Origin of the sequence: Streptomyces sp. NBC_01171 (assembly GCF_045039805.1) — a bacterium.
Classification (GTDB): Bacteria; Actinomycetota; Actinomycetes; order Streptomycetales; family Streptomycetaceae; genus Streptomyces.
In genome coordinates this window covers 2,045,175-2,066,138 of sequence record NZ_CP108609.1, presented here as the reverse complement: position 1 = coordinate 2,066,138, position 20,964 = coordinate 2,045,175, and the positions used below count along the sequence as shown (strand labels likewise).

At 71.5% G+C, this 20,964-nt stretch carries 15 protein-coding genes; 6 read left to right on the top strand and 9 right to left on the bottom strand.

Going from position 1 to position 20,964, the window contains the following annotated elements:
- Positions 1-73: 73 nt before the first annotated feature.
- The gene (locus tag OG448_RS09340) at positions 74-1,294 is read right to left on the bottom strand and encodes an acetate kinase (protein WP_405552705.1); all 1,221 of its coding nucleotides are present in this window, start codon (positions 1,292-1,294) and stop codon (positions 74-76) included.
- Positions 1,291-3,381, bottom strand: a complete 2,091-nt coding sequence (pta, locus tag OG448_RS09335) for a phosphate acetyltransferase (RefSeq protein ID WP_405552704.1) — start codon at positions 3,379-3,381, stop codon at positions 1,291-1,293. Before pta ends, OG448_RS09340 begins: the two co-directional genes overlap by 4 nt.
- Before the next feature lie 209 nt (positions 3,382-3,590).
- On the opposite strand from pta, the gene OG448_RS09330 reads away from it, so the two are divergent.
- The gene (locus OG448_RS09330) at positions 3,591-4,616 is read left to right on the top strand and encodes an ATP-dependent 6-phosphofructokinase (RefSeq protein WP_030816069.1); all 1,026 of its coding nucleotides are present in this window, start codon (positions 3,591-3,593) and stop codon (positions 4,614-4,616) included.
- 10 nt (positions 4,617-4,626) lie between these two features.
- Here the strand turns inward: OG448_RS09330 and OG448_RS09325 are convergent, their stop codons facing one another.
- Positions 4,627-5,328 (bottom strand): response regulator, encoded by a 702-nt coding sequence (locus OG448_RS09325; protein WP_405552703.1) that lies wholly within the window; start codon positions 5,326-5,328, stop codon positions 4,627-4,629.
- The gene (locus OG448_RS09320) at positions 5,325-6,944 is read right to left on the bottom strand and encodes an ATP-binding protein (RefSeq protein ID WP_405552701.1); all 1,620 of its coding nucleotides are present in this window, start codon (positions 6,942-6,944) and stop codon (positions 5,325-5,327) included. The genes OG448_RS09325 and OG448_RS09320 overlap by 4 nt, the downstream gene beginning before the upstream one ends.
- Positions 6,945-7,096: 152 nt before the next feature.
- Here OG448_RS09320 and OG448_RS09315 point away from each other — a divergent pair, with 152 nt between their 5' ends.
- Entirely contained in the window at positions 7,097-8,485 is a 1,389-nt protein-coding gene (locus OG448_RS09315; protein WP_405552699.1) for a cation:dicarboxylate symporter family transporter, read from the top strand.
- A 122-nt stretch (positions 8,486-8,607) separates the two neighbouring features.
- On the opposite strand, the gene OG448_RS09310 is transcribed toward OG448_RS09315, so the two are convergent.
- Positions 8,608-9,222 carry a TetR/AcrR family transcriptional regulator gene (locus OG448_RS09310; RefSeq protein ID WP_405552697.1) on the bottom strand — a complete coding sequence of 205 codons (615 nt, stop codon included), beginning with the start codon at positions 9,220-9,222 and terminating at the stop codon, positions 8,608-8,610.
- A 129-nt stretch (positions 9,223-9,351) separates the two neighbouring features.
- On the opposite strand from OG448_RS09310, the gene OG448_RS09305 reads away from it, so the two are divergent.
- Entirely contained in the window at positions 9,352-11,085 is a 1,734-nt protein-coding gene (locus tag OG448_RS09305; RefSeq protein ID WP_405552695.1) for an MFS transporter, read from the top strand.
- A 94-nt stretch (positions 11,086-11,179) separates the two neighbouring features.
- Here the strand turns inward: OG448_RS09305 and OG448_RS09300 are convergent, their stop codons facing one another.
- Together OG448_RS09300 and OG448_RS09295 are read right to left on the bottom strand one after the other, a co-directional pair.
- Entirely contained in the window at positions 11,180-13,348 is a 2,169-nt protein-coding gene (locus tag OG448_RS09300; protein ID WP_405552693.1) for a tetratricopeptide repeat protein, read from the bottom strand.
- Entirely contained in the window at positions 13,345-13,755 is a 411-nt protein-coding gene (locus tag OG448_RS09295) for a hypothetical protein (protein WP_405552691.1), read from the bottom strand. The genes OG448_RS09300 and OG448_RS09295 overlap by 4 nt, the downstream gene beginning before the upstream one ends.
- Positions 13,756-13,875: 120 nt before the next feature.
- Between OG448_RS09295 and OG448_RS09290 the strand changes: the two genes are divergently transcribed.
- The 3 genes from OG448_RS09290 to OG448_RS09280 all read left to right on the top strand — a co-directional run bounded on the left by OG448_RS09290 (position 13,876) and on the right by OG448_RS09280 (position 17,035).
- Entirely contained in the window at positions 13,876-14,304 is a 429-nt protein-coding gene (locus tag OG448_RS09290) for a MerR family transcriptional regulator (protein WP_391294295.1), read from the top strand.
- Positions 14,301-14,633 carry a thioredoxin domain-containing protein gene (locus OG448_RS09285; RefSeq protein ID WP_391294293.1) on the top strand — a complete coding sequence of 111 codons (333 nt, stop codon included), beginning with the start codon at positions 14,301-14,303 and terminating at the stop codon, positions 14,631-14,633. The genes OG448_RS09290 and OG448_RS09285 overlap by 4 nt, the downstream gene beginning before the upstream one ends.
- Before the next feature lie 122 nt (positions 14,634-14,755).
- The gene (locus tag OG448_RS09280) at positions 14,756-17,035 is read left to right on the top strand and encodes a HelD family protein (RefSeq protein ID WP_405552689.1); all 2,280 of its coding nucleotides are present in this window, start codon (positions 14,756-14,758) and stop codon (positions 17,033-17,035) included.
- A 49-nt stretch (positions 17,036-17,084) separates the two neighbouring features.
- Here OG448_RS09280 and glgB read toward each other — a convergent pair whose 3' ends face one another.
- Together glgB and OG448_RS09270 are read right to left on the bottom strand one after the other, a co-directional pair.
- Positions 17,085-19,457, bottom strand: coding sequence for a 1,4-alpha-glucan branching enzyme (glgB, locus tag OG448_RS09275; protein WP_405552687.1), 2,373 nt, complete (start codon positions 19,455-19,457; stop codon positions 17,085-17,087).
- Between the two features lie 32 nt (positions 19,458-19,489).
- Positions 19,490-20,884, bottom strand: a complete 1,395-nt coding sequence (locus OG448_RS09270) for a maltokinase N-terminal cap-like domain-containing protein (RefSeq protein ID WP_405552686.1) — start codon at positions 20,882-20,884, stop codon at positions 19,490-19,492.
- Positions 20,885-20,964 lie beyond the last annotated feature (80 nt).

Genomic DNA, 20,964 nt, shown 5'->3' with positions numbered 1-20,964 from the left:
TGCGGAATATTCCGGCCGGCGGAAGATACAAATGGGCGGACAGGCGCTCAGGCGTGTTACTCCGGTGTAATGCTCAGCCGTCCTTTCCGGTTGCCGGACCGACCAGCGCATAGGTCTGCTCGGCGATCTCCAGTTCCTCGTCGGTCGGCACCACCGCGACCGCCACACGGGCGTCCGCGGGCGAGATCAGGCGCGGCTCACCGCCCCGTACGGCGTTCAGTTCCTCGTCCACGGCCAGGCCCAGGCCCGTCAGGCCCGCGACCGCCGCCGAACGCACCGCCGCCGCGTTCTCCCCGACCCCGGCCGTGAACGCCACCGCGTCCACCTGACCGAGTACGGCGTAATAAGCGCCGATGTACTTCTTGATGCGATGAATGTAAATATCGAAGGCGAGGGCCGCCGCTTCGTCGCCCTCGTCGACGCGGCGCCGGATCTCCCGCATGTCATTGTCCCCGCACAGACCGAACAGACCGCTCCTCTTGTTGAGAAGAGTGTCGATCTCGTCCATGGACATTCCACCGACGCGGGCCAAATGGAAGATGACCGCCGGGTCCAGATCACCGGACCGGGTACCCATCACCAGCCCCTCCAGCGGGGTCAGCCCCATCGAGGTGTCCACGCACCGGCCGCGCTCCACCGCGGAGGCGGACGCGCCGTTGCCCAGGTGCAGCACGATCACGTTCACCTCGTGAGGCGCCTTGCCGAGCAGCCGCGCGGTCTCCCGCGACACATAGGCATGCGAGGTGCCGTGGAAGCCGTAGCGGCGGATGCGGTACCGGTCGGCGATCTTCGGGTCGATCGCGTACCGCGCCGCGGACTCCGGCATCGAGGTGTGGAACGCGGTGTCGAAGACGGCGACCTGGGGCAGGTCCGGGCGCAGCGCCATGGCGGTACGGATGCCGGTCAGGTTGGCCGGGTTGTGCAGCGGGGCGACCGGGATCAGCCGCTCGATCTCGGTGAGCATCGAGTCGTCGATGACGGTGGGCTCGGTGAAGAACATGCCGCCGTGCACCACCCGGTGCCCGATCGCGGCCAGCTCCGGCGAGTCCAGGCCCAGACCGTCGCGGGCCAGCTCCTCGGCGACCGACTTCAGCGCGGTCTCGTGGTCGGCGATCGGCCCGCTCTGCTCGCGGGTCGCGCCGGTGGCCAGCGGGGTGTGGCACAGCCGGGAGGTCTGCTCACCGATCCGCTCCACCAGGCCCACCGCGAGACGGCTGCCGTCCCGCATGTCCAGGAGCTGGTACTTCAGCGAGGACGAGCCGGAGTTGAGGACGAGTACACGGGTGGGGGTCACTGCTGGAAAGCCCTTTCGGTCGGCGCCTGCGCCTGGATCGCGGTGATGGCGACCGTGGTGACGATGTCCTGCACCAGCGCGCCGCGCGAGAGGTCGTTGACCGGCTTGCGCAGGCCCTGGAGGACCGGACCGACCGCGATCGCCCCGGCCGAGCGCTGGACGGCCTTGTAGGTGTTGTTGCCCGTGTTGAGGTCCGGGAAGATCAGCACGCTGGCCTGGCCGGCCACCTCCGAGCCGGGCAGCTTGGTCGCGGCCACGGCGGCGTCCACGGCCGCGTCGTACTGGATCGGGCCCTCGATCTTCAGGTCGGGCCGGTGCTCGCGGGCCAGCTCGGTCGCCTCGCGCACCTTGTCCACGTCGGCGCCGGAGCCGGAGGTGCCGGTGGAGTACGACAGCATGGCGATCCTCGGCTCCACGCCGAACTGGGCGGCCGTCGCCGCCGACTCCACCGCGATGTCCGCGAGCTGCTCGGCGTCGGGGTCGGGGTTGACCGCGCAGTCGCCGTAGACCAGCACCTTGTCGGTCAGGCACATGAAGAAGACCGAGGAGACGATCGCGGAGTCCGGCTTGGTCTTGATGATCTCGAAGGCCGGACGGATGGTGGCCGCGGTGGAGTGCACCGAGCCGGAGACCATGCCGTCGGCCAGGCCCTCCTGCACCATCAGGGTGCCGAAGTAGTTCACGTCGGAGACCACGTCGTAGGCCAGCTCCACCGTGACGCCCTTGTGGGCGCGCAGGGCGGCGTACTTCTCCGCGAAGGAGTCGCGCAGCTCGGAGGTGGCCGGGTCGATCAACTGGCAGTCGCCCAGGTCGATGCCGAGGTCGGCGGCCTTCTTGCGGATCTGGTCCACCGGCCCGAGCAGGGTGAGGTCGCACACGCCCCGGCGCAGCAGCACCTCCGCCGCGTGCAGCACCCGCTCCTCGGTGCCCTCGGGCAGGACGACCCGGCGCTTGTCGGAGCGGGCCTGCTCCAGCAGCTTGTGCTCGAACATCATCGGGGTGACCCGGCCGCCGCTGGGCGCGGAGACCCGGCGGGCCAGGTCGGCGGTGTCCACGTACCGCTCGAACAGGCCGAGGGCGGTCTCCGCCTTGCGCGGGGTGGCGGCCGTCATCCGGCCCTCCAGCGAGAACAACTGCCCGGCGGTGGGGAAGCTGGTGCCGGCCACCGAGAGCACCGGGGTGCCGGGGGCGAGGCGGGCGGCCAGGGTGAGGATCTCCTCGCTCGGCACCTCGTTCAGGGTGAGCAGCACGCCGGCGATGGGCGGGGTGCCGGCGCTGTGCGCGGCCAGCGAGCCGACGACCAGGTCGGCGCGGTCGCCCGGGGTCACGACCAGGCAGCCGGGGGTCAGGGCGGCGAGGAAGTTGGGCAGCATGGCGCCGCCGAAGACGAAGTCCAGCGCGTCGCGGGAGAGGCCGGAGTCGTCGCCGAGCAGCACCTTGGCGCCCAGCGCGTGCCCGATCTGCGAGACGGTCGGCGCGGACAGGGCGGGCTCGTCGGGCAGCACGTAGCAGGGGACCGGCATGCGGTCGGAGAGCCGGCCGGCGATCTCGTCGCGGTCCTCGCGGGCGGCGCGGTTGGCGACCATGGCGAGGACGTCGCAGCCGAGGCCGGCATAGGCGCGGTAGGCGTTGCGGGTCTCGGCGAGCACCGACTCGGCGGACTGCTTGCGGGCGCCGACCACCGGGATCACGGACGCGCCGAACTCGTTGGCGAGGCGGGCGTTGAGGGACAGCTCGTCGGGGAGCTGGGTGTCGGCGAAGTCGGTGCCGAGGACGAGGACCACGTCGTAGTCGCGGGCGACCAGGTGGAAGCGGTCGACCAGGGCGGAGACGAGTTCGTCGGTGCCGCGCTCGGCCTGGAGCGTGGACGCCTCCTGGTAGCCCATGCCGTAGACGGTGGCGGGGTCCTGGTTCAGGCGGTAGCGGGACCGCAGCAGTTCGAAGAGGCGGTCGGGGCCGTCGTGGACGAGGGGGCGGAACACCCCGACCCGGTCGACCTGCCGGGTCAGCAGTTCCATGACGCCCAGGTCGACGACCTGCCGGCCGTCGCCCCGGTCGATCCCGGTCACGTACACGCTGCGTGTCACGCGTGCTCTCCGATCCTTGCTCTCACAAAAATCGCCCACCCGAGGTGAGCGGAACCCTCTTGACAATACCTCCGGGCCTGGATAAGGCGCCCGTCAGCTCGGTGGGGGTCCGAACGTGCTGGTGGGGGCGGTGGTCGTCGGCCGTTCGACGGCCGTGAAAGAATCGGAGCGGCTCACCGGTACCCACAGCGAGCAGGAGACACAGCACGATGCGCATCGGAGTTCTCACCGCAGGCGGCGACTGCCCCGGCCTGAACGCCGTGATCCGGTCGGTCGTGCACCGCGCCGTGGCGCACTACGGCGACGAGGTCATCGGCTTCGAGGACGGCTACCGGGGGCTGCTGGACAGCCACTACCGCACCCTCGACCTGGACGCGGTCAGCGGCATCCTGGCGCTCGGCGGCACCATCCTCGGCTCCTCCCGCCTGGAGCGGGACCGGCTGCGCGAGGCGTGCGAGCGGGCGACCGACATGGCCGAGGAGTTCGGCATCGACGCGCTGATCCCGATCGGCGGCGAGGGCACGCTGACGGCGGCCCGGATGCTGTCCGACGCCGGCCTGCCGGTCGTCGGGGTGCCGAAGACCATCGACAACGACATCTCCGGCACCGACCGCACCTTCGGCTTCGACACCGCGGTGGGCGTGGCCACGGAGGCGATGGACCGCCTGAAGACCACGGCCGAGTCCCACCAGCGGGTGATGGTCGTCGAGGTCATGGGCCGGCACGCGGGCTGGATCGCGCTGGAGTCCGGCATGGCCGCCGGCGCGCACGGCATCTGCCTGCCCGAGCGGCCCTTCGACCCGGCCGACCTGGTCAAGATGGTCGAGGAGCGGTTCGCGCGCGGCAAGAAGTTCGCCGTGATCTGCGTCGCCGAGGGCGCCCACCCGCTCGACGGCACGATGGACTACGGCAAGGGCGACATCGACCAGTTCGGCCACGAGCGCTTCCAGGGCATCGGCACCGCCCTCGCCTACGAACTCGAGCGCCGCCTCGGCAAGGAGGCCCGCCCGGTCATCCTCGGCCACATCCAGCGCGGCGGCACCCCCACGGCCTACGACCGCGTCCTCGCCACCCGCTTCGGCTGGCACGCCGTGGAAGCCGCCCACCGAGGCGAGTTCGGCGGCATGACCGCCCTGCGCGGCACGGACATCGCCATGGTCCCTCTGGCGGAAGCGGTGACCGAACTGAAGACGGTCCCGGTCTCCCGCATGGACGAGGCGGAGTCGGTCTTCTAGCAGGGCCCTGTCAGCGGCCCCTTCCCTCTTCCTCCGACAGCCAGCGGTAGATCAGTTCCGGGCGGCCCACCTGGCCGTACTGGGGGCTTCGGGTTGCTCTGGTGGTGGTCACCAGGTGCTCCAGGTAGCGGCGGGCCGTGATGCGGGAGATGCCCACCGATTCGGCGACGCCCGCGGCTGTCAGGCCGGTGGGGGAGTCCCGTAGGACCGCTGTGACGCGTTGCAGGGTCGGCGCGCTCAGGCCCTTCGGGAGGGCGGCCGGAGTGGGGGTGCGGAGGGTGGCCAGGGCCTGGTCCACCTCGTCCTGGCCGCTCGCCTCGCCCGCTGCGGCGTGGTACTCGGCGTAGCGGAGGAGGCGGTCGCGGAGGGTGGCGAAGGTGAAGGGCTTCAGGACGTACTGGACCACGCCCAGGGAGACGCCCTCGCGGACCACCGCCAGGTCGCGGGCCGAGGTGACCGCGATGACGTCCGCCTGGTGGCCCGCCGCGCGCAAGGAGCGGGCGAGCTGGAGGCCGTGCACGTCGGGGAGGTGCAGGTCGAGCAGGAGGAGGTCGACCGGGGTGCGTTCCAGGGCCCGGCGGGCGGCGGCCCCGGTCCCGGCCTGGCCGACGGCCACGAACCCCGGCACCCTGCCGACGTAGAGGACGTGCGCGTCGGCGGCCACGGGGTCGTCCTCGACGACGAGGACGCGGATCGGCTCCCCTGAACTCATGCCTCGCCCTTCGATGTCACAGCGGTACGCAGCGGCAGCCGGGCCTCGAACGCCGCGCCGCCGCCCTCCGCCCCGGTCACCGTCAGTGTGCCGGTGAGCCGGGTGACCGTCTGCCGGGCCAGCGCCAGCCCGAGGCCCCGGCCGCCCGGACCCGCGGGCTTGGTGGTGAAGCCGCGCCGGAAGACCAGGTCCGCGTGGGCCGGGTCGACGCCCGGACCGGTGTCCGCCACCCGCAGCAGCAGCGCCTCCCCGGCCGCGTACGCCGTCACCGTGACCCGCGCCCCCGCGCTGCCCTGCGCCGCGTCCACCGCGTTGTCGATCAGGTTGCCCAGGATGGTGACCAGGTCGCGCACCGCGAGGTCCGGCGGGAGTACGCCGTCGTCGAGCCGGCTCTCGGGCGAGACGACCAGCTCCACGCCCCGCTCGTGCGCCTGCGCCGTCTTGCCCAGCAGCAGCGCGGCCAGCACCGGCTCGCCCACCGCCGCGACCACCTGATCGGTGAGCGTCTGGGCCAGCTCCAGCTCGGCCGTGGCGAACTCCACCGCTTCCTCGGCCCGCCCCAGCTCGATCAGCGAGACCACGGTGTGCAGCCGGTTCGCCGCCTCGTGCGCCTGCGACCGCAACGCCTGGCTGAACCCGCGCTCGGAGTCCAACTCGCCCATCAGCGACTGGAGTTCGGTCACGTCCCGGAGTGTGACGACCGTCCCCCGGTGCTCCCCGCCGGACACCGGCGAGGTGTTGACCACCAGCACGCGCGACGCGGTCAGATGCACCTCGTCCACCCGGGGCTCCGAGGACAGCAACGCCCCGGTGAGCGGCCCCGGCAGCCCCACCTCCGCGACCGAGAGACCGACCACCTCACCGCCGACCCCGAGCAGCTCCCGCCCGCCGTCGTTGATCAGTGCCACCCGGTACCGCCCGTCCAGCATCAGCAGCCCCTCGCGCACCGCGTGCAGCGCGGCCTGGTGGTAGTCGTGCATCCGGCTCAGCTCGGCCGCGTTCATCCCGTGGGTGTGCCGCCGCAGCCGCGCGTTGATCACGTACGTACCCACCGCGCCCAGCAGCAGCGCCGCCCCCGCCACCCCGAGCAGGGCCGTCACCTGGTCCTGGACCCGCGCGCTGATCGCCTCCACCTTGATCCCGGCGCTGACCAGCCCCACCACCCGGCCCCCGTCCGTCACCGGCGTCACCGCGCGCACGGACGGGCCCAGCGTCCCGGTGTACGTCTCGGTGAAGGTGTGCCCCCGCAGGGCGGGCCCGGTGCGGCCGAGGAAGCGCCGGCCTATCTCGTCCCGCGTCGGATGGGTCCAGCGGATGCCCCGCGGGTCCATGATCGTGACGAAGTCGACGTCGGCGTCCCGCATCACCTGGAGCGCGTACGGCTCCAGCTCGGCGGAGGGGTCCGGGGTGCGGATCGCCGCCCGCACCGAGGGGGCGTCCGCGATGGACCGGGCCACCGCCGTGACCTGGCGTACCGCCGCGTCCCGCGCCTGGCGCTGGTCGCTGACGTAGGTGAACAGCGCGTACCCGGCCACCACCACCGCGACCAGCACCGCCTGCATGGCGAAGAGCTGGCCCGCCAGGCTGCGGGGTCGGGGGAGGGCGGGGGCACGCATGTCAGCAGTGTGCCTGTCCGTCCGGGCGTGAACTAAATGAACGGAAGGGTGACCGCCCTCACACGGCGGGAGATAGTCACCGCGATCCCCTGCAACGCCCGGACGTGAGCCGCACGCCGGTCATGCCGACGAAGACGTCAAGGAGAGCAGTCGTGGCCGCCAGCACCCCCGGTACGGCACCAGCCGCCCCCGCCGTGAAGCGGGACCGTACCCATTACCTGTACATCGCCGTCATCGTGGCGGTCGCGCTCGGCATCGCCGTGGGCCTCATCTGGCCCGACGCCGGGGTGGAGCTGAAGCCGCTCGGCACCGGCTTCGTGAACCTGATCAAGATGATGATCTCGCCGGTCATCTTCTGCACGATCGTGCTCGGGATCGGCTCCGTACGGAAGGCCGCGAAGGTCGGCGCGGTCGGCGGCATCGCGCTCGGCTACTTCACCGTGATGTCGCTGGTGGCGCTCGCCATCGGCCTGGTCGTCGGCAACGTGCTCCACCCCGGCGAGGGCCTGCACCTGACCGCCGCGCTCCGCCAGAGCGGCCACGCGCAGGTGTCCGCCGACGCCCTGCCCCCGGTCGACTTCGTCCTGTCGATCATCCCGGTCACCTTCGTGTCCGCCTTCACCGAGGGCCAGGTCCTCCAGGCCCTGCTGGTCGCGCTGCTCACCGGGTTCGCGCTCCAGGCGCTGGGCCCGGCCGGGCAGCCCGTGCTGCGTGGCATCGAGCACATCCAGCGGCTGGTCTTCCGCATCCTGGCCATGGTCATGTGGGCCGCGCCGATCGGCGCGTTCGGCGCCATCGCGGCCGTCGTCGGCTCGTCGGGCGTGGACGCGCTCAAGAGCCTCGCCGTGCTGATGTTCGGCTTCTACGTCACCTGCGTGCTGTTCGTCTTCGTGGTGCTCGGCACGCTGCTGCGCATAGTCTCCGGGCTGAACATCTTCCTCCTGCTGAAGTACCTCGCCCGTGAGTTCCTGCTGATCCTGTCGACCTCGTCCTCGGAGTCCGCGCTGCCGAGGCTCATCGCCAAGCTGGAACACCTCGGCGTCAGCAAGGCGGTCGTCGGCATCACCGTGCCGACCGGGTACTCCTTCAACCTCGACGGCACCATGATCTACATGACCATGGCGTCCCTCTACATCGCGGACGCGCTCGGCACCCCGATGTCCCTCGGCGAGCAGATCCCGCTGCTGCTCTTCCTGCTGCTGGCCTCCAAGGGCGCGGCGGGCGTCAGCGGCGCCGGGCTCGCCACCCTCGCGGGCGGCCTCCAGTCGCACAAGCCCGCGCTGGTGGACGGCATCGGCCTGGTGGTCGGCATCGACCGGTTCATGAGCGAGGCACGGGCGCTGACCAACTTCGCGGGCAACTCGGTCGCCACGGTGCTGATCGGGACGTGGACGAAGGAGATCGACTCGGAACGGGTGCGGCGGGTGCTCGCGGGGGAGCTGCCGTTCGACGAGACGACGCTGCTGGACGAGGGGCGCGACGAGGAGCGGCCCTCGCCCTCGACCGAGGAGGAGGGCGGGAAGGAACTCGCCAAGGCGTGAGGGATTTTCTCACGCCCGCTTGAAGGGGGCGCCTGCTTGAGGCGCCTTCCGGGGCCCGCCTGAGGGGCCTTCTGCCGCCGGCCGCCCGACCCCGCCTGAACCGGGGCCGGGCGGCCGGTCTTTCATGCCGCGTCGCTCGCGCGGGCCACCAAGTCCGTCGCCGTATCGCTCGGTACGCCCGCCGCCGTGAGCGCCGTGACCGCCGCCGCGTGCCCCGCCTCCTCGGGCGGGAGCAGGCCCTCGTTCACCGCCTCCATGACCGCGAAGAGGAGCTGCTCATGCACGAGGGCCAGCGCGGCGGCGGGCAGCGGTGAGCTGAACACCCCTTCGTCCAGGCCGCGTTGGAGCACCCGCGTCTTCTCCTCGCGCAAGGGGGCGAGGCGGTCGCGGATGCCCTGGACGGTGACCGTGCGCTGGGCCAGGGCGATCAGCAGGCGGTAGCGGTCGGCGATCTCCCAGATCCCCAGCACGGCGCGGGCCACTGCCTGGGCCGGGTCGCTCACCCCCGCACGGGCGCTCGCGTCGGCGTCGGTGAGCGCCTGCACCGCCTCGTCGGTGAGCGTGCCGATCAACGCCTCCCGGCTGGGGAAATGCCCGTACACCGTGCGCCGTACGACACCGGCGGCGCGCGCGATCTGGTCCATCGAGGCGTCGGGGTCGCGCAGCAGCTCGGCGAGGGCGACGTCGAGGATGCGGCGCCTGTTGGTGTCGGCGCGGCTGGTGTTACCCGTGGTCATGGCAGTCATTGTGCACACCTTCTCGACTTGCACGGCACTGTGCAAGGTCGTACATTGCACATGGTTGTGCAATTGCACGCCACTGTGCAAGTTGTAAGTCTCCGTAGTCGAGGAAGGTCAGCCGCTGTCATGCGACTCGTCATGAACGAACCGGTCGAGAGGATGGAGCGCCCCTACGCCCGGCGCTGGTGGGCGCTGCTCGTGCTCTGCCTCAGCCTGCTGATCATCGTGATGGCCAACACCGCCCTCACGGTCGCCGCGCCCGACATGACCCGCGACCTCGGGCTGTCCAGCGCGGACCTCCAGTGGGTCATCGACGGCTACACCGTTCCGTACGCGGCGCTGATGCTGCTGCTCGGCGCGATCGGCGACAAGTACAGCCGGCGCGGGGCGCTCGTCCTCGGCCTCGTCGTCTTCGGCGGCGGCGCGGTGTTCGGCAACCTCGCGGACTCGTCCGCCACGGTCATCGCGGCCCGCGCGGTGATGGGCGTCGGGGCGGCGCTGATCATGCCCGCGACGCTCTCGCTGCTCGCGGCGACCTTCCCGCGCGCCGAGCGGGTCAAGGCGATCACCCTGTGGACCGCCACCGCGGGCCTCGCCATCGCGGCCGGCCCTGTCGTCGCGGGCGCGCTGCTGCGGGACCACGGCTGGGCCTCGACCTTCCTGATCAACGTGCCGGTCGCCGCCGTGGCGATCGTCGGCACGCTGGTGCTCGTACCGCCGTCCAAGGCCGGCCACCACGAGCGCATCGACTACGTCGGCGGGCTGCTGTCCGTGCTGTGGATCGCCGCGCTGGTCTACATGATCATCGAGGGGCCGCACTTCGGGTGGGGCGTCAAGGCGGTGACGGCGGCGGTCGTCGCGGGCGTCGGCCTGATCGCCTTCGTCGGCTGGGAACTGCGCCACCCGCGCCCGGTGCTGGACGTACGCCGCTTCACCGACCGCCGCTTCGCGGGCTCCAACCTCGCGGTCGCCCTCTTCTTCCTGGCCGTCTTCGGCGCGTTCTACTACCTCACCCAGCACCTCCAGTTCGTCCTCGGCTACGACGCCCTGGAGACCGGCGTCCGCATGCTCCCCCTGGCCGGCGCGGTCTTCGCCGGCTCCGCCCTGACCGGCTACCTCACCCCGCGCGTCGGCATGCGCTGGACGGTCGGCGCGGGCATGGTCGCCGGCACGGTGGCGCTCGCGCTGCTGACCCGGGTCGACGCGGGCTCGACGTACGCCGACTTCGTCCCGTCCCTGGTGATCCTGGGCCTCGCCATCGGCCTCGCCCTGTCCCCCTGCACCGACGCGATCATGGGTGCCTTCCCCGAGTCCGAGCTGGGCGTGGGCGGCGCGGTGAACGACACCTCCCTCGAACTGGGCGGCTCCCTGGGCATCGCGATCCTGGGCTCGCTGCTGGCCACGTCCTACGACGACCACCTGACGTCGGCGACGAAGGGCAGCGGCCTCCCCGCGCAGGCTCTCGCCACGGCGCAGGACTCGGTCGGCGCGGGCTACGCGGTGGCCCAGTCCATCGGCGAGAAGGCCCACTCACTGGCCGCGAAGGCGGCCGGGGCGGGGGACCCGCAGCAGGCGGCCCAACTGAAGCAGCAGGCGTCGTCGTTGGCTGCGGGGGCGCATCGGATGGCGGAGGCGGTGGGGGCGTCGTTCTCGGACGCGGTCGCCCACACGAGCTTGATCGGGGCGGTCATCCTGGGCGTGGGCACGGTCGTGGTGGCTGTGCTGCTGCCGGGCCGGGAGAAGCGGGGGGCGGCTGAGGCGGTCGAGACCGCTGAAGCAACCGCAGTCGCGGAGCCGGACTCCAAGCAGGAGCTCACGCCGGAATCGGCCCGCGAGGCCGCCGACAGCACTGCCACCTGACCCCCCCGTCCCTCCGAGCGTGCCGTGCCACAACCGCGATTCCGCGGGACCGGCACGGCACGCGCACAGGAGACACGGGGGATGGAGAACGGCTTCAGTGGAGCCTGCCCCCCGACCCTGGACTCGCTATGGCTGCCTGAGCGAGCCGATACTCTGCCAGACGCTCCCGGGACCACACTGTCCAAGGGTGGGACGCGCCCAACACGCGAGTTCGTGCGTCCGCCACAGTCCCCACCTCTTCGATCGCCTCGGCATACCGGCCGAGTTCCGCCAGGACGGTGCTCAGCAACGACCTCGCGGCCAACGTGATCGGGTACTCGGCTCCGTAGCGCTCTTCGTGCGCCGCAAGAGCTCTGCGGGCACACGGGAGCGCTTCGGCGGTTCGCCCTGCCCGACGGAGGAGATCCGCCTGATCGAGTTCGGCCATCAAGGTGATCGGGTGCTGCTCGCCTACTGTGCGGTAGCAATCCGCAATGAGGCTCTGCCCGTAAGCGACTTCCTCGTGCAGCTCTGGTCCTGGCGCCACTTCCAAGATCAACGCTCGCGCGATGAGCGTCAACGGGTGGACCGGCCCGAGTATGTCGGTCCTGCCCGCGATGATCCGCCGGATCAAAGGCATCGCTTCAGGCTCGCGTCCCAGTTGCCACAGCGACCGCGCCAGTCCAAGGCAGCTCTCGAGGGTGTCCAGCGCTGCGGAACCGAAGGAGCGCTCACACGCGTCGAGCACCTGGCGTTGCAGTGCCTCGGCTTCCTCGAATCGACCGAGCCGGTACACCGCCCGACCGGCACGTTGACGCAACCTGATAACCAGTGGGTGCTCTTCGGACAGACGTTGCTTGGCGAGTTCGCCAGCTCTGTCGGCGACGGCCAATGCCGAGGAATAGTCGCCATCACGATGAAGCGCGACCACGAGCCGCAACGAGCACTCGGTGGCCTCTTCCACGACCGATGGGTCGACCGGCCAGTCCACGACCCTTCGTAGCAGCGCCAGTACATGAGGGGCGAGCATGTTCATTCGAGGGTCGTGCGTTGCGCGTTCCGGACTCTCCGGCAGCGCGACTTTGAGTTGTCGAGCGGCTGTTGCGGCGAGCTGCTCCCTCTGGTCGGAGGGAATGGTCCGGGCCACGCTGTCGAGCAACACACCGTGGGTGCGCAGGCACCGCACACCACCGGGCAACAACTCTGTGAGGGACTGGTCGAGCAGCCCCCGAAGGGCTGACTCGATACGGAACGCTGGTAGGGCGGAGCCGACTTCGGCGCCTGCGAGCAGCGTCAGGGGCAGCGGGTCGTTCGCCCAGCAGGCGAGTAGCCGCAGCAGACTGTTGGCTTCGGGCAACCCCTGTCCGGCAAGGGCGTCGAGGGAGAGCTGCCAGGTGCGGCTGAGCAGGTGACGTGAGTCGTTGGCGCCGAAAGCGCCTTGATCGATCAGCTCGATCGGATCGCGCCCGTCCCCGCCGTCGAGCTGTTGGCCGTAGTCGGCCATGGTCCAGGGGTCGATGACCTGGTGGGCCAAGAAGCCGCCGGCGAGTGTGAGTGCGAGCGGCAGCCGACCGAGACGGTCGGCGATCGCCGCCGCGTCATCAACCGTTCCGGCGTGGGGTGCGAGATCGCGCAGCACGAGAGCGGCTTCGTCGCGCGGGAGTACGCCGAACTGAAGGAGTTCGGCGCCGGGCCACCAGTGGGCTGCTGCCTGTCGACTCGTGACGATGACGATGCCGGCCGGGCTGGTGCGCAGCCAGCCGCCTTCGCGAAGGATCGCGGGGTCGTCGGCGTTGTCGAGGACCAGCAGCCAGGGTTGGTCGGAATGATCGAGGCGCTGCCAGACGAGGTCGGCCGCTGGACGCAGTCCACTGCGTGCGCCCATCAGTTCGCCGTCGGTGGCACCGCGTTCGGCGGCGACCGCGAGCATCCCGGCCCGAAGGGAGGTGGGGTCGGAGGCATTGACCCATAGGCCGATCCGGCCGGCATGGTGGGTGGCGTGGTCGAAGAGTGTGTAGGCGACGGCGGTTTTCCCACAGCCGCCGAGGCCGTGTAGGACGTAAACGCGGTTGCCGACGCCGGGTTCGACAGCGGCGCGCAGCCGGCTCATCTCTTCGGTTCGGTCACGGAGCACCACCGGGGCACGGCCGACCGCGGGGTGGCGAACCGAGGCCGGGCCACTCCAGTCGGGGCTGTGGTGATGATGTTCGGTGATGTGCTGGTCGCCGGATGCCTGGTAGACGCGGCCCTGGCCGTCGGCGCGGGCGTCGTTGTGGCCGGTCACCGCTCGGTGAAGTTCTGGTCTCGGCCTGCCTGGTAGACCCGTGCCTGCCCGGAGGCGGTGGCGTGCTGCGTCACCGACGGAGTCACAGCAGCCGCCGGGGTCAGTTCTGCGAGCAACGAACGCAGGTCGTCGGCGGTCTCCGGATGGGCCACGAGCAGCCGCCGGATACGGCCCTGCCACTCTGCACCCAGCTCTTCCGGCGTGCCCCCATCGCCGCCGTCCCGCGCGGCCATCAGGTCGACGCGGGTCGTGTCGAGCTCCGTGGTGATGGCATCGGCCCGCTCCGGCTGACTGCGCCGCCACAATGAGGCGATACCGTCCCTGGCTCGCTGCCACACCTCGGTCGTCAACGAAGACACCAGGGTTGTCCCTGCGGTTGCCGCCAGCGCAGCCAGCTCCGGATCCACGAATCCGCCCCCTCGTATCGGCCTTGACGTGAGATCTCAGATTACTCAGTCCGGGCTCGCCCGGTCCGGTGATCCTGACCAGTTGCCCTGACGCCCACGTCACCCCCTACCGTCGAAGCCATGCGAATCGGTGAGCTGGCCGAGCGCGCCGGGACGACAGTGCGGGCGCTGCGGTACTACGAGACGCGGGGGCTGCTGCCCGCGCGGCGGGACGCCAACGGGCATCGGCGGTACGACGAGCGGGATCTCGTGCTGCTCCGGCAGATCCGGACGCTCAGGGACTTCGGGTTCGAGTTGGAGGAGACGCGGCCGTTCGTGGAGTGTCTGCGGGCCGGGCACCCGGAGGGGGACGCGTGTCCGGCGTCGCGGGACGTGTACCGGCGGAAGCTGGATGAGCTGGACGGGCTCATCGGGGAGCTGGTGGCGGTGCGGGAGACGGTCGCGGGGCAGTTGCGGCGGGCCGAGGAGGCGCGGGCCGGGCTGGCCGCCGAGGCGTTGGTTCCGGGGGGTCCGGAACCCGTGTGCGAGCTGGGAGGGCGAAAGGCATGAGTGTCGTCAGCGGTCTTGACGAGGTCACGGACGCGAATTTCGAGACGGAGGTACTCGGCTCCGATCTGCCGGTGCTGGTGCAGTTCACCGCCGACTGGTGCGGGCCCTGCCGGCAGCTCGCGCCGGTGCTGAAGGACATCGCCTTCGCGGAGGGCGACCGGCTGAAGGTGGTCCAGCTCGACGTGGACCGCAACCCCGGCACCACCATCGCCTACCAGGTGCTCTCCACCCCCACCCTCCTGGTCTTCCAGGGTGGTGAGCCGGTGCGCTCCATGGTCGGCGCCCGACCCAGGCGCAAGCTGCTGGAGGAGCTGGCCGACCTGCTCTGAACAAGGCACCCGCAAGCAAAGAAATCCCCCGGGCATTGGCGCCCGGGGGATTTCTTTCGGTATATTGGACCGTTCACGACTTCTTTATGAGAGGTCATGCGGAAGCTTGATGAGCACAGTATATGCGGGCGGGAGTGGAATTGTCAAACACCGAATTTCCGGACGATGAATTGCGGTTCGAGCAGGAATTCATCGACGGACTCTACGAGCGCGTGGACGAGCTGCGCGGCGACGCCGAGACCGGCGTCAAGGACGCCCTCGCGCAGGGCGACAAGCCCCAGCAGGCACGGCTGGAGCGGGACATCCTGGTCGCCGAGCGCTCCGGGCTGCTCGCCGCGCTGAACTCCGTCGACGGCTCGCTCTGCTTCGGCCGGATCGACCTCGCCGACGGCACCACCCACCACATCGGCCGTATCGGCCTGCGCCGCGAGGACACCGAGCGCACCCCCGTCCTCATCGACTGGCGCGCCGACGTCGCCCGACCCTTCTACGTGGCCACCGGCCACACCCCGATGGGCCTGCGTCGCCGCCGGCATATCACCAGCGAGGGCCGTACCGTCACCGCGCTGCACGACGAGATCCTCGACCTCGGAGACGACACCCGCACCGGCCACGAGGACCCCACCGGCGACGCCGTCCTGCTCGCCGCGCTGAACACCGCCCGCACCGGCCGCATGAACGACATCGTGCAGACCATCCAGGCCGAGCAGGACGACATCATCCGGGCCCCCCACCGGGGCGTCATGGTGGTCGAGGGCGGTCCCGGCACCGGCAAGACCGCGGTCGCCCTGCACCGCGCCGCCTACCTGCTCTACGAGCACCGCGAACTGCTCGCCCGCCGCGCGGTGCTCATCGTCGGCCCCAACCCCGCCTTCCTCGGCTACATCGGCGAGGTCCTCCCCTCGCTCGGGGAGACCGGCGTCCTGCTGGCCACGGTCGGGGAACTGTTCCCCGGCGTGAAGGCCACCGCGGCCGACACCCCGGAGGCGGCCGTGGTCAAGGGCCGCGCGGAGATGGCCGACGTGCTCGCCGCCGTCGTGGCCGAGCGGCAGGCGCTGCCGGACCCGGTGATCGCCGTCGAGCACGACCGCGAGGTGCTCATGCTCGACGAGGGCCTGGTCGCCACCGCCCGCGCACGCACCCGCGCGGCCAAGCTGCCGCACAACGCGGCCCGCGAGCACTTCGAGGGCCACATCCTCAACACCCTCACCGACCTGTACGCCGAGCGCGTGGGCACCGACCCCTACGACGGCAGCAGCCTGCTCGACCCCTCCGACATCACCCAGATCCGCGACGAACTCGCCGAGAACCCCGAAGTCTGGGCCGCCATCGACCAGTTGTGGCCCCGGATCACCCCGCGCCGGCTGGTCGCGGACTTCCTCGCCGAGCCCGACGCCCACCTCTCGCCGAAGGACGCCGACGCGGTACGCCGTCCCGTCACCCGCGCCTGGACCGTCGCGGACGTGCCCCTGCTGGACGAGGCCGCCGAACTCCTCGGCGAGGACGACCGGCTGGCCCGCGCCCGCGCCGACCGGGAGCGGGAGACACAGATCGCGTACGCACAGGGCGTGCTGGACGTGTCGTACGCGTCCCGGACCTACGAGTTCGACGACAAGGAGGAGGACGACCCGGAGTCCTCCGAGGTGCTCTCCGCGCACGACATCATCGACGCCGAGCGGTTCGCGGAGCGGCACGAGGAGGACGACCACCGCAGCGCCGCCGAGCGGGCGGCCGCCGACCGTACCTGGGCGTTCGGGCACATCATCGTGGACGAGGCGCAGGAGCTGTCCCCGATGGCGTGGCGGCTGCTGATGCGGCGCAGCCCGACCCGCTCCATGACCCTGGTCGGGGACCCCGCGCAGACCGCCGAGGCGGCCGGGGTCGGCTCCTGGTCCAAGATCCTCGAGCCGTACGTCGAGGACCGCTGGGAGCACACCCGGCTGGGGGTCAACTACCGCACCCCGTCCGAGCTCATGGACCTGGCCGCCGCCGTGGTCCGCGCCGAGCAGCCGGACTTCGAGCCGCCCAGCTCGGTGCGCTCCACCGGCGTACGCCCCTGGGTGCGCGACGCCTCCGGCGACCTGCCCGGCGCGGTCGCGGCGGCCGTGGCCGAGCTGACCCCGGCCGAGGGACGGCTCGCGATCATCGCGCCGCGTGCCCTGCACGACACCCTCGCCGCCGGACTGGACGGCGTCACGGCGGGCGGCGAGCCCGACCTGACCCGGAACATCGTCCTGCTCGACCCCCGCCAGTCCAAGGGCCTGGAATTCGACTCGGTCCTGGTCGTCGACCCGGCCGCCTACGGCACCAGCGACCTGTACGTGGCCCTCACCCGCGCCACCCAGCGCCTCGGCGTGCTGCACACCGGGGAGCTCCCGGTCGCGCTGGCCGAAGCGGTGTGACGGCGGGCCGTCCGGGGGCCTGCCGACAGGCCCCCGGACGGTCGCGCACTCAGGCCGGCCGCAGCCACACCGTCGCCAGTGGGGGCAGGGTCAGGCGGATGCTGGCCGGGCGGCCGTGCCAGGGCTGGGGTTCGGGCTTGACCGTGCCCTGGTTGGCGACGTCCCCGCCGCCGTAGCGGGTGAGGTCGGTGTTGAGGGTCTCGTGCCAGGCGGGGACGTCGTCGGGGACGCCGAGGCGGTAGTCGTGCCGGGCCAGGGGGGAGAGGTTGGCGACGCACAGCAGCGGGCCGCCCTCGGCGTCGCGGCGCAGGAAGGCGAAGACGTTGTCCTCCGCCGCGTCCCCGACGATCCACTCGAACCCCGCCGGATCGGTGTCCCGCTCCCACAGGGCCGGGGTCGCGCGGTACGCGGTGTTCAGGTCGCGGACCAGCTCGCGCACGCCCCGGTGCTCGGACTCGGCGCCGTAGGCCGGGTCCAGCAGCCACCAGTCCGGGCCGTGCGCCTCGGACCACTCGGTGCCCTGCGCGAACTCCTGCCCCATGAAGAGGAGTTGCTTGCCGGGGTGGGCCCACATGAAGGCAAGGTAGGCCCGGAGGTTGGCGCGCTGCTGCCACCAGTCGCCGGGCATCTTGGAGACCAGCGACCGCTTGCCGTGCACCACCTCGTCGTGCGAGATGGGGAGCACGTAGTTCTCGCTGTACGCGTACACCATCGAGAAGGTCATCTCGTGGTGGTGGTACTTGCGGTGCACCGGCTCGTGGCTCATGTACGCCAGCGAGTCGTGCATCCAGCCCATGTTCCACTTCAGCCCGAAACCCAGCCCGCCGAAGCCGCTCGGGCCCCGGTGGTGGGTCGGCCGGGTCACGCCGTCCCAGGCGGTGGACTCCTCGGCGATGGTGACCACGCCGGGGCAGCGCCGGTAGACGGTGGCGTTCATCTCCTGCAGGAAGGCGACCGCGTCCAGGTTCTCCCGCCCGCCGAACTCGTTCGGCGTCCACTGGCCCGCCTCGCGCGAGTAGTCGAGGTAGAGCATCGAGGCGACCGCGTCCACGCGGAGCCCGTCGATGTGGAACTCCTCGCACCAGTACACGGCGTTGGCGACCAGGAAGTTCCGCACCTCGCGCCGGCCGAAGTCGAACTCCAGCGTGCCCCAGTCCGGATGGGCGGCCCGCAGCGGATCGCCGTGCTCGTACAGCGGACGCCCGTCGAACTCGGCCAACGCCCACTCGTCGCGCGGGAAGTGGGCGGGCACCCAGTCCATCAGCACCCCGATGCCCGCCTGATGCAGCTTGTCCACCAGGTACTTGAAGTCGTCGGGCGTACCGAGCCGGGCCGTCGGGGCGTAGAACCCGGTGACCTGGTAGCCCCAGGAACCCCCGAAGGGATGCTCGGCAACCGGCATCAACTCGACGTGCGTGAAGCCGAGATCACCGACGTACGCGGGAAGCTGCTCGGCGAGCTGACGGTAGGTCAGCCCCGGCCGCCAGGACGGCAGGTGCACCTCGTACACCGAGAAGGGTGCCTCGTGCACCGGGCGGTCCGCGCGGTGGGCCATCCACTCCGCGTCACCCCACTCGTGGTGGGAGACGTCCACGATCGAGGACGTGGCCGGCGGCACCTCCGTACGGCGGGCCATCGGGTCCGCGCGCAGGGTGCGCGAGCCGTCCGGGCGGGTGATCTCGTACTTGTACAGCTCACCCTCCCCGACCCCCGGCACGAACAGCTCCCACACCCCGGACGACCCCAGCGAGCGCATCGGGAAGCCGGTCGCGTCCCAGAAGTCGAAGCCGCCCGCGACCCGCACCCCGAGCGCGTTCGGTGCCCAGACCGCGAACCGGGTCCCGGTCACGCCCTGTTGGGTCAGCACCCGCGCACCGAGCGCCTGCCACAGCTCCTCGTGCCGCCCCTCGCCCAGCAGATGCAGGTCCAGCTCGCCGAGCGTGGGCAGGAACCGGTACGGGTCCTCGGTCTCGTGCACCGTGCCGTCGTACGACACCAGCAGCCGGTACGCCGGGACCTCGGTCAGCGGGAGCAGGCCGGAGAAGAAGCCCTCCCCGTCGTCGCGCAGCTCCGCCCGCGTGTCCTCGAAGACGACGGTGACCGCCTCCGCGTACGGGCGGAACACCCGGAAGGCGACCCCTCCGGGCACCGCGTGCGCGCCCAGCACGGTGTGCGGGTCGTGATGCGTGCCCGCGAGCAGCCGCTCACGGTCGGCCCGGTCCAGGGCGGGGGAGACGGCGGGCACCTCAGGTACCGGGGGCACCTCTGGCGTACGTGCCTTCGGGATCGCGGGCGCGTTCTCCGGCGAGTCCGCCTGCCTGCCGGGTTTCGCCCGGACCTGTTTCACCGGTGCCGCCTGCGAGGACTTGGCCTGCTTCTTGCCGGACTTGCTCTTCGGGCCGGCTGGCTTCTTGGACGTCACGGACGAGTCTCCCGGTCGGGGTCAGGTCGGGGTCAAGACAGGTCGGGCGTGGCCAGGCGGCGCACCGCCGACATCGGGACCGCCAGCCACTCGGGCCGGTGCCGGGCCTCGTAGACGACCTCGTAGATCGCCTTGTCGGTCTCGTACGCGCGCAGCATCACCGGGTCGGTACGGGGGTCGCGGCCGGTGACCTCGGCATACCCGGTGCAGTAGGCGGCCCGGCAGGCGTGCGCCCAGTCGGGCGCCGGGGTAGTGGCGGAGTGGGCCGCGTAGTCGAAGGAGCGCAGCATGCCCGCGATGTCGCGCACCGCGGGCTGCGGCATGCGCCGCTCGGCCAGCGGGCGGGACGGCTCGCCCTCGAAGTCGATCAGCGACCAGCCGTCGCCCGGCGAGCGCAGGCACTGCCCGAGGTGCAGATCGCCGTGCACCCGCTGCGCGGTCCAGGTCTGGCCCTCGCGGGCCAGGTCGGCCAGCGCCTCGAACGCCGAGCGCAGCCCGGTCTCGTACGGCCGCAGGGCGGGCACCGCCTGTACGGCGACGGCCAGCCGCTCGGTCATCCCGCCTGCCAGCAGCTCCAGCTGGGCATGGCCGAGGGTGACGGTCGGCAGGGCGCGGGCGAGGGCGGTGTGCACCTCGGCGGTGGCCCGGCCGAGCGCCCGCGCCTCCCGGGTGAAGTCCTCGCCCTTGGCCAGCTCGCGCAGGGCCAGCTCCCAGCCGTCGGTCGCGCCGTTCATGAAGGGCTGGAGCACCGCGAGGACGTACGGCTCGGTGTCCAGGTCGGCGCGCAGCCAGGCCACCGGCGCGGGCACCCGCGCGCAGCCCTCGCGGGCCAGCGCGAGCGGCAGCTCCAGGTCGGGGTTGACGCCGGCGGTGACCCGGCGCAACAGCTTGAGGATGAAGGTGTCTCCGTACACCACGGAGGAGTTGGACTGCTCGGCGGTCATCAGCCGGGCCACCAACTGGTCCCGGATCTCGTGCGCCGGGTCCCGCTCGAAGCGCAGCGCGCCGACGCGGGCGCCGGTGCGCAGGGCCTCCAGCAGCACCTCGGCGGGCCGGGGGTCGTACAGGGCGTCGTAGACCGTGCGCCCGTCGAGCGGGCCGTCCACGACATGGCCGATCAGCGCGGGCGCCAGCCGGGGTGGCAGCGCCTCGCGCACGCCTATCAGCAACTGGTAGCAGTCACCGGGCTGCGGGGGAGCGCCCGGCACCGGTGGCTGGTGGACGCGCAGGAGTATGTGGTACAGGCCCAACCTCCCCTCGGGAGGCAGGAGTTCGGTGGCGGCCACCAGGTCGAAACCGGTGACCGCGCGCCCCTTCCCGGCGAACCAGCGCTGCCGGGGCAGCCATTCGCGCAACAGGGGATCGAGCGATTCGAGCAGCTCGGCTGTGGTACCTGACGTGCTGGAGGGGGTGACCGTTTCCGCCATGGGCGTCACGTCCTTTCCCCGGGTCGTCGGGGTGTTACTGAACGGTGCCCCGAGCGGGGCGGCGGAAACCGGTGGCCGCC